Origin of the sequence: Loigolactobacillus backii, from assembly GCF_001663675.1 — a bacterium.
Classification (GTDB): Bacteria; Bacillota; Bacilli; order Lactobacillales; family Lactobacillaceae; genus Loigolactobacillus; species Loigolactobacillus backii.
Genome location: NZ_CP014873.1, coordinates 763,353 through 777,026, shown reverse-complemented (window position 1 = coordinate 777,026; position 13,674 = coordinate 763,353). Strand labels below are relative to the sequence as shown.

General features: G+C 40.8%; 14 protein-coding genes. 5 read left to right on the top strand and 9 right to left on the bottom strand.

Annotated features, from left to right (window positions below; all coding sequences use genetic code 11):
- Positions 1-579, top strand: coding sequence for an anaerobic ribonucleoside-triphosphate reductase activating protein (gene nrdG / locus AYR53_RS03265; RefSeq protein WP_068225882.1), 579 nt, complete (start codon positions 1-3; stop codon positions 577-579).
- Positions 580-639: 60 nt separating this feature from the next.
- Here nrdG and AYR53_RS03260 read toward each other — a convergent pair whose 3' ends face one another.
- The gene (locus AYR53_RS03260; protein ID WP_068225883.1) at positions 640-1,371 is read right to left on the bottom strand and encodes a sulfite exporter TauE/SafE family protein; all 732 of its coding nucleotides are present in this window, start codon (positions 1,369-1,371) and stop codon (positions 640-642) included.
- Positions 1,372-1,540: 169 nt separating this feature from the next.
- Between AYR53_RS03260 and AYR53_RS03255 the strand changes: the two genes are divergently transcribed.
- Positions 1,541-1,993 (top strand): DUF2188 domain-containing protein, encoded by a 453-nt coding sequence (locus AYR53_RS03255; protein ID WP_068225884.1) that lies wholly within the window; start codon positions 1,541-1,543, stop codon positions 1,991-1,993.
- A 393-nt stretch (positions 1,994-2,386) separates the two neighbouring features.
- Here AYR53_RS03255 and AYR53_RS03250 read toward each other — a convergent pair whose 3' ends face one another.
- Entirely contained in the window at positions 2,387-3,352 is a 966-nt protein-coding gene (locus AYR53_RS03250) for a zinc ribbon domain-containing protein (RefSeq protein ID WP_082918548.1), read from the bottom strand.
- A gap of 235 nt (positions 3,353-3,587) precedes the next feature.
- On the opposite strand from AYR53_RS03250, the gene AYR53_RS03245 reads away from it, so the two are divergent.
- Entirely contained in the window at positions 3,588-4,307 is a 720-nt protein-coding gene (locus tag AYR53_RS03245; protein WP_068225885.1) for a MerR family transcriptional regulator, read from the top strand.
- A 20-nt stretch (positions 4,308-4,327) separates the two neighbouring features.
- Here the strand turns inward: AYR53_RS03245 and AYR53_RS03240 are convergent, their stop codons facing one another.
- Both AYR53_RS03240 and AYR53_RS03235 read right to left on the bottom strand, forming a co-directional pair.
- A complete protein-coding gene (locus AYR53_RS03240; RefSeq protein ID WP_068226275.1) occupies positions 4,328-4,918 on the bottom strand; it encodes a uracil-DNA glycosylase family protein in 591 nt (196 codons plus the stop codon).
- A gap of 155 nt (positions 4,919-5,073) precedes the next feature.
- Positions 5,074-6,546, bottom strand: a complete 1,473-nt coding sequence (locus tag AYR53_RS03235; protein ID WP_075168935.1) for an MFS transporter — start codon at positions 6,544-6,546, stop codon at positions 5,074-5,076.
- A 240-nt stretch (positions 6,547-6,786) separates the two neighbouring features.
- Here AYR53_RS03235 and AYR53_RS03230 point away from each other — a divergent pair, with 240 nt between their 5' ends.
- Positions 6,787-7,158: an FMN-binding protein gene (locus AYR53_RS03230; RefSeq protein ID WP_068225886.1), complete on the top strand. Its 372-nt coding sequence runs from the start codon at positions 6,787-6,789 to the stop codon at positions 7,156-7,158.
- A gap of 280 nt (positions 7,159-7,438) precedes the next feature.
- Here AYR53_RS03230 and AYR53_RS03225 read toward each other — a convergent pair whose 3' ends face one another.
- From AYR53_RS03225 to AYR53_RS03210, 4 genes are all read right to left on the bottom strand, one after another.
- The gene (locus AYR53_RS03225) at positions 7,439-8,104 is read right to left on the bottom strand and encodes a nitroreductase family protein (protein ID WP_068225887.1); all 666 of its coding nucleotides are present in this window, start codon (positions 8,102-8,104) and stop codon (positions 7,439-7,441) included.
- Between the two features lie 20 nt (positions 8,105-8,124).
- Positions 8,125-9,018, bottom strand: coding sequence for an SDR family NAD(P)-dependent oxidoreductase (locus AYR53_RS03220; RefSeq protein WP_068225888.1), 894 nt, complete (start codon positions 9,016-9,018; stop codon positions 8,125-8,127).
- Positions 9,019-9,147: 129 nt separating this feature from the next.
- The gene (locus AYR53_RS03215; RefSeq protein ID WP_068225889.1) at positions 9,148-9,762 is read right to left on the bottom strand and encodes a TetR/AcrR family transcriptional regulator C-terminal domain-containing protein; all 615 of its coding nucleotides are present in this window, start codon (positions 9,760-9,762) and stop codon (positions 9,148-9,150) included.
- Between the two features lie 117 nt (positions 9,763-9,879).
- The gene (locus tag AYR53_RS03210) at positions 9,880-10,413 is read right to left on the bottom strand and encodes a TetR/AcrR family transcriptional regulator (RefSeq protein ID WP_068279429.1); all 534 of its coding nucleotides are present in this window, start codon (positions 10,411-10,413) and stop codon (positions 9,880-9,882) included.
- Positions 10,414-10,556: 143 nt separating this feature from the next.
- Here AYR53_RS03210 and AYR53_RS03205 point away from each other — a divergent pair, with 143 nt between their 5' ends.
- Complete coding sequence (locus AYR53_RS03205; RefSeq protein ID WP_068225891.1) at positions 10,557-11,396, top strand: SDR family NAD(P)-dependent oxidoreductase; 840 nt, start codon at positions 10,557-10,559, stop codon at positions 11,394-11,396.
- Between the two features lie 274 nt (positions 11,397-11,670).
- Here AYR53_RS03205 and AYR53_RS03200 read toward each other — a convergent pair whose 3' ends face one another.
- Positions 11,671-13,659: an elongation factor G gene (locus AYR53_RS03200; protein ID WP_068225892.1), complete on the bottom strand. Its 1,989-nt coding sequence runs from the start codon at positions 13,657-13,659 to the stop codon at positions 11,671-11,673.
- Between the last annotated feature and the right edge of the window lie 15 nt (positions 13,660-13,674).

Genomic DNA, 13,674 nt, shown 5'->3' with positions numbered 1-13,674 from the left:
ATGATAAAAAATGAATTACCCAATAATCCTAAGCCAAAAGAATGGTTAGCGGACGATTTAAGCCAGCAATACATTGCTGACTACAAGCCCTTTAACTTTGTTGATGGCGAAGGCGTTCGTAACAGTCTCTACGTTTCTGGTTGCCGTTTTGCTTGTCCAGGTTGCTATAATAAAATTGCCCAGAATTTTCATTATGGGCATCCGTATACAAAAGAATTGGAAGACCAAATCATCGCTGATCTGGCGCAGTCTTACGTTCAAGGACTGACCTTACTTGGTGGTGAGCCTTTCCTTAATACTCAAGTCTGCCTCGCACTAGTTAAGCGGGTTCGGCAAGAATTTGGGCACGATAAGGATATCTGGTCGTGGACTGGCTATACTTGGGACGAGCTACAACAGGAATCAGCGGATAAAAAAGAACTATTGAGTTTGTTAGATATTCTAGTGGATGGTCGCTTTATTCAAGCTAAAAAAGACCTAACACTTCAATTTCGTGGCAGCTCTAACCAACGTATTATTGACGTCCCAGCTTCACTTGCCACAAATAAAGTGGTGATTTGGAAAGATTTAGTCCATTAAACGAACATTAAAATAGACGCTAAAAGTATTGGTGATCAACCTTACTTTTAGCGTCTATTTTCATTTAAGCAATAACAAGCCACCAAAGACAATTAGTAAAATATAAATGTACTTGACCAAAGTAGTTCGTGCAATGTGATCACTAAGCCAGTTGCCTAATGGTACAACAACGAATAACAAGGGCACAATTATCAGCAGCAAGTGAACAACCGTTATATTCCAAAAACCTGAAGCGGCTTGATTAATGACAACAATTGTCCCTACGCAAAGAAAGTGTGCCTGCAAAATACCGCGTAATTGATCTACCGGCCATTTTTTCAAGGTCCCGTAAATGACAACTGGTACGCCATGGCTGTTATAAGCACTTCCCAACGCCCCTGAAACGATACCAGCTAAATAATCCCAATAATTAGCGGCAAGATGCTTTTTTTGTGGTTGCTGACTAAATAATTTCCACAGACTATACGTTCCGTAAACAATTAGAAATAGACCTAATAAATGTAAAACCAACTTGGTGGGCACCATTTTAATCAAGAGAATTCCTAATGGTACCCCTAGTAATGAGCCAGTTACTAAGCGCCGAACGACGGCAAAATCAATGTGCGCACGAAATTTAACCGCTGCCGGAATTGCAACCAGTAACCCCAATGCACCAATTAAAGCAGTTGACATTTGAAGGTTAAAACCCACTAATGCTAATAGTGGCATTGTTACTAATGCTTCACCAAAACCAAAAACTGTTCGAACTAACGCACCAAATAAGGCGATTAAGACAACTAAAAATAGTGTCACTAGATCTCTCCATTTCATTTTAAGGTTATTCATACATTGTAAAGGAAATCCAGTAACAATAACAGGCCGCCGAAAATCAAACAACGCGCATATTTCTTTCTTTCACTGCTAACCATCATTTAAAATGATAATTAGAACTAAATTTGTAATTACAAGGAGGAATCCCAGTATGTCCTGGAATATGCAAGATTACCCTAATTCAATGAAAAACATGTCCGCGCAAGAACGGAAAAAAGCAATTGATATCGGCAATGCACTCTTGGCTGACGGATACCCGGATGACCGCGCCATTCCGATTGCGATTAATCAGGCGGAAAAATGGTACCAGGATGCAACTCCAAGCGACAAACAAAAGTTACGTAACGATAAAAATCCAACCAAACACGACAAACATTCGGAAAAGAAAAGTAGTCCAGAACTCATTGACTCGAACGAACTAGTTAAGCACCAAGAAAATGGCTGGGCAATCATGGCTGAAGGCGGTAAACAACCCAGTGAAGTGTTCCCTACTAAAGAAGAAGCGCTGAAACGTGCTCATAAAATCGTTGCCAATAAGGATTCGGTGATTAAAGTGTATAAACGAGATGGCAGTTTGCAGGATGAAATTCGGCCCAAAAAATAAATGACGTTGCTATCCTTCTGCAATAAATCAAACCACCGTTATGGTTTATTTATTGCAGTCTATTTTATTGGCACACCAAAAACGAAAAGCTGGGCCAAAACTCTGGGTTCACGTGTCTAATTTGAAAAGACGTCCAGATCCAAGCATCAGTCTAGTGAGTATTTGAAAAGCATAAAAATAGCGCGCTATTAAACTTCAAGCGCGCTTGATTATTTAAAAATTTGTTGAACTGAGACTGGTCTCTGTTTTCGAATACTTTCTTTTAGACCAGGTTACAAAAATGGACTGATCATCGAGTATCGATTCAACTTGATAAATAAGTCATTAAATACAATTTGGATTAGTTAATTTTATGAAAAACAGTTGCGCGACACGTTTAAAATACATAATTCATCAATAAGGTTCCAATAAATCCTGTAATTCATTTGTGGCCGCTGAATCATTAGAAACAGTGAAGTCCTGATCTGGCTTGTACGTCGTTTCGGTTCCATTATTATTGTATTCACCAAAACCAGTAAGTGGATCGACTGTTGTGCCGTTACCAGATTTTAATTCATACACAACCCCATTATCGGCCAAAAGGTATTTACTAACTGGTTTATCAAAGTTCATATTAGTCGTATAACCATCAGCCGTTGAGCCACTATCTAAGCTATCATCAACGCCAGTAGTCCCATCCTTAGACGTATAAAACACTAAACCACCAATTGCGTGAATTTTAAAATTAGCGGTACCGGGATTATTATTATCTTGCACCTGAACCTCACCATCTGGCGTTTGGGCGTACCAGTCACCAGAACCAGCGGCCCCATGATTGAAATAGTAATTACTAACCGCCATGTTGCCCGTTTGCGCACGACTGTCGGCCCAATTCAGCATTTGTTCAGTAACCGTTTGCTTTTCCGCTTCAGATAGTGTGACTGATTTTTGTTTATTTGTAGCTGTGACTTCACTTTTCGATTGAGTAGTTGAAGCCTTCAACGAAGCATTTTCTGCAGCCAAACTAGCACGCTCAGATTCTGTAGTATCACTAGACGAACTAGAGCTCGCAACCGCCGTTTTTTCAGCAGGACTGGGACTTTGTCGTAAAATAAAAATAAAACCAATAAATAATATAATTACTACCGCACCAAGTATCCACGGCCAACGTCGTCGCGCTTTTTTAATTGGTTGATCTTGTGCACGACCTGTTTGTGAAAAAGTATAACCACAGTGGCTACAAAACATAGTTGTTCCCGTATTAGTTGTACCACAGCGTGGGCAAACCTTAGTCGTTTGGACCTCTAATGCTTGACCACAACTAATACAGAACTTAGAATTTGGCTCATTTAAAGTACCACAATTTGGACATTTTATCATAATAACGCTCCCCCACTGCTGCACAATAACATTCCGTTGTGCCCGCCGTTTACTACCTTTACCCAGTACTTCAGATCATTAATCTCGATACATAATCTCCCAAATTACCTAAACACCCATTGCTTCACCTTATTTATACCATATTTTAGACGTTATTTTACATTTTAAAATAAAAACTGCTTGCTCATAACGCTACGTCATTAGCTATGCTATAACTTATAGGAGGTGAAATTCTATGGCGACTTATACAACCGGTGAGCTCGCAAAAATTTGTGGTGTTTCTATTCGCACCATTCAATACTACGATCAAAAAAATTTACTAAGCCCAGACCATTTTAATAAAAGTGGTAAACGTATTTACTCAAACAAAGAGTTACAAACCTTACGTATAATTTTGGGGTATAAACAGCTGGGTTTTACGCTCAAAGACATTAGGAAGGTGATGGCAAATCAACAAAATTATGCAGTCTTGGAATTACTATTGGACCGGCAAATAACACGACTGGACCAACAAATTAAAGTACTGGAGGCACAAAAACAGAGCGCTCAGTATATTAGTGACACGCTCCACAATAGTGAACCACTATTAGAAAACACATTAGACGACATAGATGGCACAATGCAAAAAAACAAAGAGCTGAAACAATTACATCAGCTACTGATTTTATTCGGTATTCTTGCAGATCTACTTGAAATTGGATTATTATTTCTGGGCATTGTTAACGGGATTTGGTGGCCAATGTTCATTGGCATTCCAATTATAGTTTTTATAGCTGGTTATATGACAAAAGAATACAATCAAAATACCGCTTATATTTGTCCTAATTGCAAAACCATTTTTAAAATTGGACTAAAAAAACTATTTTTCTCTGCACACACACCAAAAACGCGTAAATTAATTTGCCCGCACTGTGGTAAAAAGGCGTATTGTATTGAAACATTTGCCAAAGAATAATCAATTAGTAGGCTCCAAGATTATGCTTCATCAAGCATAATTTGTTTAATTTCCGTCTGTAAAACGGGAAGAACTGTCCCTTCAAACCAAGTATTTTTATGCAACCAACCATAGTTAAGCGGTGATGGATGAACTAATGGAAAATAGTTAGGCAGATAATCTTCATAATGCCGAACAGTTTCCGTCAAAGTTCGCTGCCGCCGTTTTTGTAAATAATATTTTTGCGCGTACTGACCAATTAAAAGTGTTAAACGTACCTTGGGCATCAATTCTAATAGCGGTTCGTGCCACTTATCAGCAAAACCTTTCCGCGGTGGAAGATCGCCGTGCGCACCCTTACCTGGATAGTAAAAATCTAACGGCATCACAGCAATTTTACCAGAACGGTAAAACTCATCCTTGCTTAATCCCATCCAGGCGCGCAAACGATCGCCACTTGGATCATCCCAAAACACCATTGATGCTTGCGCCTTTCGACTGGGAGCTTGACTAATAATAAGAATTTCTGCCTGCGGAATAACGTGATAAAGTGGTTGAATTCCTTGAGCAGTAAATTCTTGATTTTGGGTATCGTTTTGAATTGCCGCAAATATTTCCGACGCAGTTTTTATGTGCATGCTGACCTCTCTCCTTTACTCCATCAACCTATTTTTAAATTAGTTAAAAACTTGATTCACCATCATGTGAGCAAATAATCAACATTGGCGCAAGTTACTTGCCTAGCTGAATCCATCTGCTAAATTTACCAAGCTCATAATTATTCTGACTAACCAATTGCCTTTTGCCGCTCTAATCGTTGCGCCCAAAGGTTAATCCCCAACGCAATTAACATCAGTATTAACGATAAAAACATGATGTTATGCAGGCCATTATGTAAAATAAGCCGCATCTGCGGAATTAACTGCGTCGGCAACGTTTTGAGATTGGTTGCATCACTAAGCTTATTCATCATTTTCATCGTAATTTTACCACCGGATTGGGCAACACCACTTCTTAGTGCACTGTTCATGATCAGTCCAAAAATTGAGGCCGTAAATGTCTGGCTCAACATCCGAATTAAAAAACTAAACGATGTAGCCACTGGAATATCTTTTGGGTCGGCATCCTGTTGCACCTTTACTTGCAGTTCATTAAAGCAGGCACCGTTACCAAAACCTTCAAAAGCGGCAGCGACCAATAAAATCCAGTACGGTGTTTTAACTCCCATAACTAAAAGAAGGATAAATGAAATAGTTAACGTAATAATTCCCATAGCGATTACTTTTTGCGGTGTTAAATACCGGCGCAATGGCGCGACCGAACCAGATCCCATAAAATTAGTTAATGAACCGGGAATTTGCGTGGCACCACCAACCAAGGCCGTTGTCCCGAGTAATCCTTGGGCCCACATTGGACTGTAGATTAAGAAACCAACAAAGGCGCCCCAAATTAATGTGAATAAAATAAAATCAATCATTAACGAGCGATTTTTAAAGAGTCGACTAGGAATAATTGGATCGGCCACGCCACGTTCAAGGTACACCATGCCACCTAGGCAAATGGCCGCGAATACTAGCACGCCGGCAACAAGTAGTGAATTAGCGCTGCCGATCATTTCAATCCCGGCAAGCAAACTCACTAAACCAATCGTCATTGAAATAATTCCGCGATAATCAACTGGTTGACTTTGCCGTGATTCATGCGTTGTTTGATAATATATTTGCACTAAGATAGCCGAGATTAGGCCAATTGGTACGTTTAAATAGAAAACCCAGTGCCAACTGAACGTATCCACAATGTAGCCGCCAACCAATGGTCCAATAATCGTTGCCGTGCTGTAACTCGCCGACACAAGCCCCAAAACCTGCATCCGTTTCCGAGGATTGGTAAACATCTGCGCGTAAATAATGTAAGGTAATGAAACCACGCCACCATTTCCGATTCCAGCGATGGTTCGTGCGATAATCAGAAAAACGATATTAGGTGCTAATCCTTCTAAAAGGGAACCCACTACAAAAAAGAGCGCAGCCAGTTGGTAGCTGTGCTTATTGCCGACATGTTCGCCTAACTTACTCCATAGAGGCGTACTAACTGCTGTTCCTAACAAAAATACCGCCACAATCCAGCCCATCATTTCAATTCCGTGTAAATCAGAAATAATGGCTGGTAATGCCGTATTAATGATAGTGTTATCCAACCCACTCATCGCATTTGACAACAACAATGCACAAGTGACAATGATAATATTATGCTTTGACAAACGATACACTTCTTCCCAAAAAATTAAACTATCCCTTTCATGCTACAACTTATGCTGCCATTTTAAAATGCTGATTATTCAATATTCTAATTCTAGCGCCTTTAAGTACTGAAAATATAACTATTTCATTCAAATTAGTCCCTAACGCCGGAGAAAAAATTTGCTGAACGTTTGTTTGGCCTTTTTTCTTCTTAAGTAATATAATTAGCTCATTAAATCTGTAAAAAAGAGGTTAGACTAATGAATCAAAAATTCCTTGAAGTTATGCAGCATGAAGGCCCAACTACCATTATTACGGTTAACGCACAGCCTGCTAGTGTCGTTAATACCTGGAGCTCATACGTTGAGATAAAACAGGCCGATAATTACCTCCTTATCCCTGCAGCAGGGATGCACAGTATCGAAAATGATTTTCAAACTGACAACCGGGTTGTTTTAACTATGGGAAGCAAAGAAGTCCCCGGAACACAGGGACCTGGGGCTGGTTTTCACGTTTACGGAACCGGTGAATTTATAGAATCGGGAAGTGAATATGACGAAATGAAAGCTAAGTTCCCGTGGATTCGTAAGATATTAAAAGTTAAAATTGATGACATCGTTCAAAAAATTTAGTGTGCTTTTGAAAAAATAATTCAAAAACACCACACATTATAGCTAATAAATAATGACCAAAAGAAGTCTGCGACCTATTCAATTAGGTTGCGACTTCTTTTTTGCTACTTTATGCACTTAATCGTGCTAATTCAAGCTTGTCGGCCACTATAAATTTTCTTGTTCAGACATAGATTTAACCAAAAAAGACACATCCACAATTAAACGTGAACGCATCCAGCTAAAAATTCTACTTTCATAATCATTAAAAAGCACTAAATAACAACTACTATTTAAAAACTTATTTGAACTGAACAACTTGATCGGCCTCATAGCGAACTGATTTAACTTCGTCCTTATCGTCTGGAGCCGGCTTGCCAATTGCAACCGCCATAACGGGAACGTATCTGTCTGGATCCAACCCCATTGCTGCAGCCGCCTTAGTTGCGTCATACCCAGCAATTGGATTTGTAGCGTAACCATGTCCCCGCGCAACTAGCATAAACTGCATCGCTGCCAGGGCACTGTCAACCGTGGCGTCCGCCGTCAGCATTTCTTTCGAAGCACTTTCATAAAGTGGTAAGAAAGTTTTGAAAACCTCATCCCGTTTTTCGGCCGAAATTTGGCCATTATCATAAGCTTTATTCCATAAATTACGGTAAGACTTAAACGCTAACGTGTCGCCAAAAATCATTACCATCGCCGAAGAAGTTTCTAGTTGTGGTGTGTTAAAGTGCATAAAGAAGGAGCGCAGTTTATCCTTACCGGCTGGTGTATCAACAACGACAAAGTGCCAAGCCTGTAAATTACACGCTGAAGGTGCCGTAATTGCCTCTTTAATCATCGTTGTCATTTCATCGTGAGAAATTTTGACGGACTTATCGTAATTACGAATTGACTGTCGCTTTAAAATAACATCCGCAAGATCATTATTCACAAATGTGCCTTTTTCAGTTAAAGTTGCCATAATAATTTCAAATCCTTTCTTTATTTGGCTGCTGGCTTTTCGCCATGTGTTTTATCTAAATATTTTGTGATCAGGTTAAGATCAGGCCCCTGTCCATTAACAATCCCTTGCGCCCGGGCCACAATCAACGGATTAACCGCTGGGTGTGACAGAATATAGAATTCATTCTTCTCTAAGGCTGTGAAAATAAGTGCCGGAATTGTGTTAATGGACATCCCAGTCTTGATATCATTTTCTGCAAATTTTTGCCCATCCTTAAAGACCTTACTCGTATAATATGGATCACTAGTGTTGGTATATTTAGCAGGGCGGTGCTGCTCAGAATGATAAAGATCAGTCTGCACAAACGCCGGACAAAAGACGTGCATGCGTACATTAGCCTTTGCCGCCTGTAAATCATACTCAACGGCTTCTGTCATCCCAACACTAGCAAATTTGCTCGCGTAATACGCAGGCATTAACGGACTAGTGATCAACCCTGCCATTGACGCTACATTGATGATGTCACCACCATCTGGTTGCTTCATCATAATGGGAATAACCTGCTGTAAGGCATACACTTGACTCATAACATCCGCGTGCAAAATCCATTCCCAATCACGTGTCGGCAACTCCCAAATTGATCCTGGCACTGCGACACCAGCGCTATTGACCAAGACATCAATTTGACCGAAACGCTTCATGGTAGTTGCAACTGCATTATCTACTGCAGTTTCCTCAGTCACATCCGTCGGGATCATTTCCGCATCGGCACCTAACGTAGTAACCTCATCGTAAATATCCTTTAATGCTGGTTCATCAATATCGGCCAAAGCAAGTTTCATCCCACGTTGAGCGGCTTCCTTAGCAATCGCTGCGCCAAAACCGTGGGCGGATCCAGTGATCAAAATAACTCGATCTTTAAAATTATCCATAAATACCAACTCACTTTCATTAGTAGAACTACCTAAATTAGTAATGTAAATTCACTTATTACGTATTACCTTACGAGAAGAGTATAAGCGCTTTCAAAAAGATAATACAGAGACAAAAATGGTGACTTGTTAGATATCTAACAGATCACCATTTTTGTTAAGCTTGTTCTTTTTATTCGCGGTTTCCAGTGAGAAGATAATAATATTATCTTGAGTGTCTAAAATCTGCTGACGGATAAATTCCGGTGATGTTTGTAGACCAGTATTTAACCAATCTACGACAATACTAACAAAGCCACCGGTAAAGAACCGTACGATAAAGTCCTGGTCTTCCTTAGATACAGCTAAGTGGTGCGTCCGTAAAATATAATCAATATAGCCCATTAACACTGTTTGGATTGGTTCACGAAAGATACGGTTCATTTGTTCCAAATCCATCGTCGCGTAAAAGGAACGGTACTGCTTCTCATTAGCCTTCAGGTATTTCAGCAACAAAAAAATATCCTCATCCCACGTGTGATATTCCGGACTTCGTTGCAATAAACTCAGTGCCTCATTCACGAAGGTCCACTTAAGTAAATCGGTCGTACTATGAAAATGATAATAGAATGTTGGCCGCGTATACGCTGTTAGCGCAAGCAATTGCCGAACAGTAATCGTTTCAAAGGGTTGTCTGCCCATAAGTTGTTTTAGGGCTTTAGCAAATGTCTGTTTAGTTGTTAACGAAATTTCATTATTCTTCACGTGACCGCGCCTTCTTCTTTAAGATTTTTCCGACCTAAACTTGGCAGCTAGCGTAATAATCAAAATGTGCTTCATCAGGCGACCTCTAAATGTTTTAGGGAGAAACTTTTAATAATTTTAAGATTGCTGGCTACCTTCACCAATTTTTTCTAAAAATGTTGCTAATTCCTCCGGTGTTTCTGGCTGTTTTTTGGTCACCCAATCAATAATGACACTAGTCAAACCAGTAGAATGATACCGAACATAATAATCGATTTCCCGGGCGTTCAAATTTTGCAATTTCTTTTTATTTGCTGATAATTTCGCCAAAACTTGAGAAATATTATCGCGTAAAATATCTTGTTGCTGTGCAAGCAATAAAATTCGAATGAAACTTGCATGATCTTTTAAAAATTGCATAATAAAAACTAATCCTTCATGCTGAACAACCGTTTTAGAACCAAGTTTATCCGTCAATTCATTAACTATTTCTGCCATTTCATTCGTCAAAATATCTGTTATATTCTGATAGTGCCGATAAAAGGTCATACGTGAAATACCAGCCACTTTCGTTAATTCAGTGATCGAAATTTCATCAAATGTTTTCTTTTTAAGCAAACGTTTAAGTGCCCCTAATAAATATTCTTCAATTGCTTTTGATTGATCGGCCATTGACAATTTCACTCCTTTTGTCACTTATTAGTCTAGAAAGATTGTACTGCGAAAAGATTGGCGGTATACTCTTCTCAGCTTAAGCCTGTTACAACTGTAACATTATTATCACTATAAACCAATTAAGATGGGAGAAAATGAGTATGCCAACAAAAAAAGTAATTGCAATCACCGGCGCAAGTAGCGGAATGGGCAAAGCAGCTCTCCAATTATTTGCACAACGCGGCTGGACTGTCTATGGCGGTGCACGCCGTGTGGAAAAAATCCCAACCGGCACCAATATTCACGCCGTTAAATTAGATGTGACTGATTCAGAATCAAATCATACCTTTATCAATACTATTTTAAACGAACAACACCGAATCGATGTCTTGATTAACAATGCCGGTTACGGTGAAGGTGGTCCAATTGAAGATATTGATCTGAAAAATGTACGTAAACAATTTGAAACTAATTTCTTTGGTGCCGCTGAATTAACCAAATTAGTTTTACCCACAATGCGCTCACAAAAAACTGGCCGCATCGTCAATATCTCATCGATCGGCGGTGACCTTTACATGCCGCTAAACGCCTATTATCATGCTTCAAAAGCAGCCCTGCAGCAATGGAGTGACTCGTTGGACCTTGAAGTGCAACAATTTGGCATTCGTTCCGTCATCGTTCAACCTGGTGGAACCCAATCAGCTTGGGGCGACATTGCTGTACAAAATATGCGTAAAAATCTTAAAACAGATTCGGCCTATTTACCGCTTGTAAATACTCTAAGTAATATCTTAAGCTCAAGCTCAAATATGATTAGTGCAACCTCGGCCGATCTTGCTCGAGTTTTCTATGCCGCCGCAACTGACCGTAATCCTAAGCGTCGTTATTTCAATTCATTCGGTGATCGTTTTGTTGTTCACGTCGCCCGGGCACACCCCAAAGTTTTTCATGCTGCTTCCAGTGCACTCTTACGCCACTTAGATCGCCGCAGCCACAGATAATGTATTAATACCCATTTGCATTTTTGTTTGCATTACAAAAAAGTTAAAATCATAAAATAGCCGTATTTAAAAAATGGTGTATCCAGCCGCCTCAGGTTGAATACACCATTTTTTAAACTTATTATGTTGATGAATAACCAATCGCGCACTGCTGAAATTGCTAGACGTTGCCGCTGAACTACTGCCACTAATTTTGTTTGACAATCGATTTGTCGAACACATTGCCAAGACAAAGATTAAAAGTAACGCCCTAGAGAAACCCAGTATCCGTTTTTCATTTCATCAATTTTATTAAGTCCGCCGCTGAATAAACATAAGGAAAATGCGCCATTTGCGGCACCTGATCCCAAGCTACTGGATAACCGGCTCCGTGGGCACAAAAAACTGACCCCGGCGTATTATCCAAATCGGCAACTGGATCATATTTCAAATCCGCCATAACTGCTTTTACATCATGACAAGGCCGATAACCCGCAACGATACATTCCAACTGTCCCTGACCATGCGTATAGGCGTGGACCTCCTGGGCATAGTCCTGCATTTCTGAAACCGGCGCAAAACCAGTCAGAGTCGTCGGCCCAACACCAGAAATAGCGGTCACTTCTGGCGCGGCAAAACTACCACTCATTCGTTCAATGTCACTCATCGCGCGACCAATTTGATCTTGGTTTATTTCCAGCCGAAATTGATACCAAGGTTCCAACAGCTGACAGGCGCCACGTTTTTTAAGCATCATTAAACCTTGCCTAATTGCCCGCCAAGTTGCTTCGCGGAAATCGCCCCCAACAGAATGGACGATACTGGCCCTACCACCTACAAGGGTAACCCGCATATCCGTAATTGGTGCACCAGTAAGAACCCCCAGCTGTTCTTTGGCTCGCAGATTGGCCAGCACCTGATGCTGCCAATTACGACCAAGCACTTCTAAACTGCAGTTAGCAGCGAAAGTCAGCCCACTGCCACGTGGCGCAGGCTGAAGCAGCAAATGAACTTCTGCGTAGTGCCGCAAAGGTTCAAAATGACCGACTCCCTCGGCAGCCTGTGTAATCGATTCTTTGTAAAGAATGCTGCCTTTACCAAAACTAACGTCTAAATTAAAACGTTCCAGTAGGATTTGCTGCAAAATTTCCAACTGAACTTCACCCATGATTTGAACCCGAATTTCCTGGAGGTGACTTGACCAAGAAACGTGTAACTGGGGATCTTCATCCTCAAGTTGGCGAAGTGCAGCGAGACAAACGTGAATGTCGTACGCCTTAGGATCAAGCGCATAGTTAAGAACCGGCTGAATCACTGGCGTAGCACCATCAACTTCATCCCCAAGTCCCTGCCCAGGATAAGTATTCGTTAGCCCAGCAATAGCGCAGATGTCACCCGCAGATATTTTCTGACAGGCCGTAAATTTAGTCCCATTATAGACGCGCAATTGGTTGGCCTTCTGCTCATTTAATAAAACGTCCTTAGTTCGAAGCGCACCACCAGTTACTCGAATCCAAGTCAGCCGCTCACCTTTTTCGTCATATGAAATTTTAAATACGCGGGCGCCAAAATCTTGCTTATCCGTTGCTGCATTAGTCCAACGTTCAAGACCAGCAAGTAAATTATCAACGCCCGCTACCTTAAGTGCCGCGCCAAAATAACAAGGAAAGACCTCGCGGCGACCAATCATTTGCCGGACAGTACTATCATCAAGCGCGCCAGAAGTTAAAAAATTTTCAAGTACTTTATCATCACGGACAGCAATTTCTTCGGCCGCTTCAGCCGAGAAATCAGTATTTTGGCCCTGCTCATCCGAATTAAAATCAATACAGCCTGGTGAAAAAGTATTTTGTAACTGGTTGAGTACTTGTGCTTTATCAGCGCCATTTGTATCCATTTTATTAACAAAAATAAACGTGGGAACGCTGTAATGCTCAAGCAAACGCCAAAGCGTCCGCGTATAACCCTGAATACCATCCGTCGCTGAAATCACCAGAATTGCGCAATCAAGGACGCTCAAAACCTGCTCCGTCTGCGTCGCAAAATCTACGTGACCAGGAGTATCTAACAAAGTTAACTTAAGGTCCCTGTACTGAAGACTGGCTTGGTGTGAAAAGATCGTGATCCCACGTTTCTTCTCAAGTTTGTCTGGATCAAGAAAAGCGTCACCTTTATCAACCCGACCAAGTTTACGCAACTCACCGGCCCGGTAAAGCAATGCTTCCGAAAGCGTTGTTTTACCGGCATCAACGTGGGCAATAATTCCTGCAACGATGTGCTTCATGGTTGGACTCTCCTT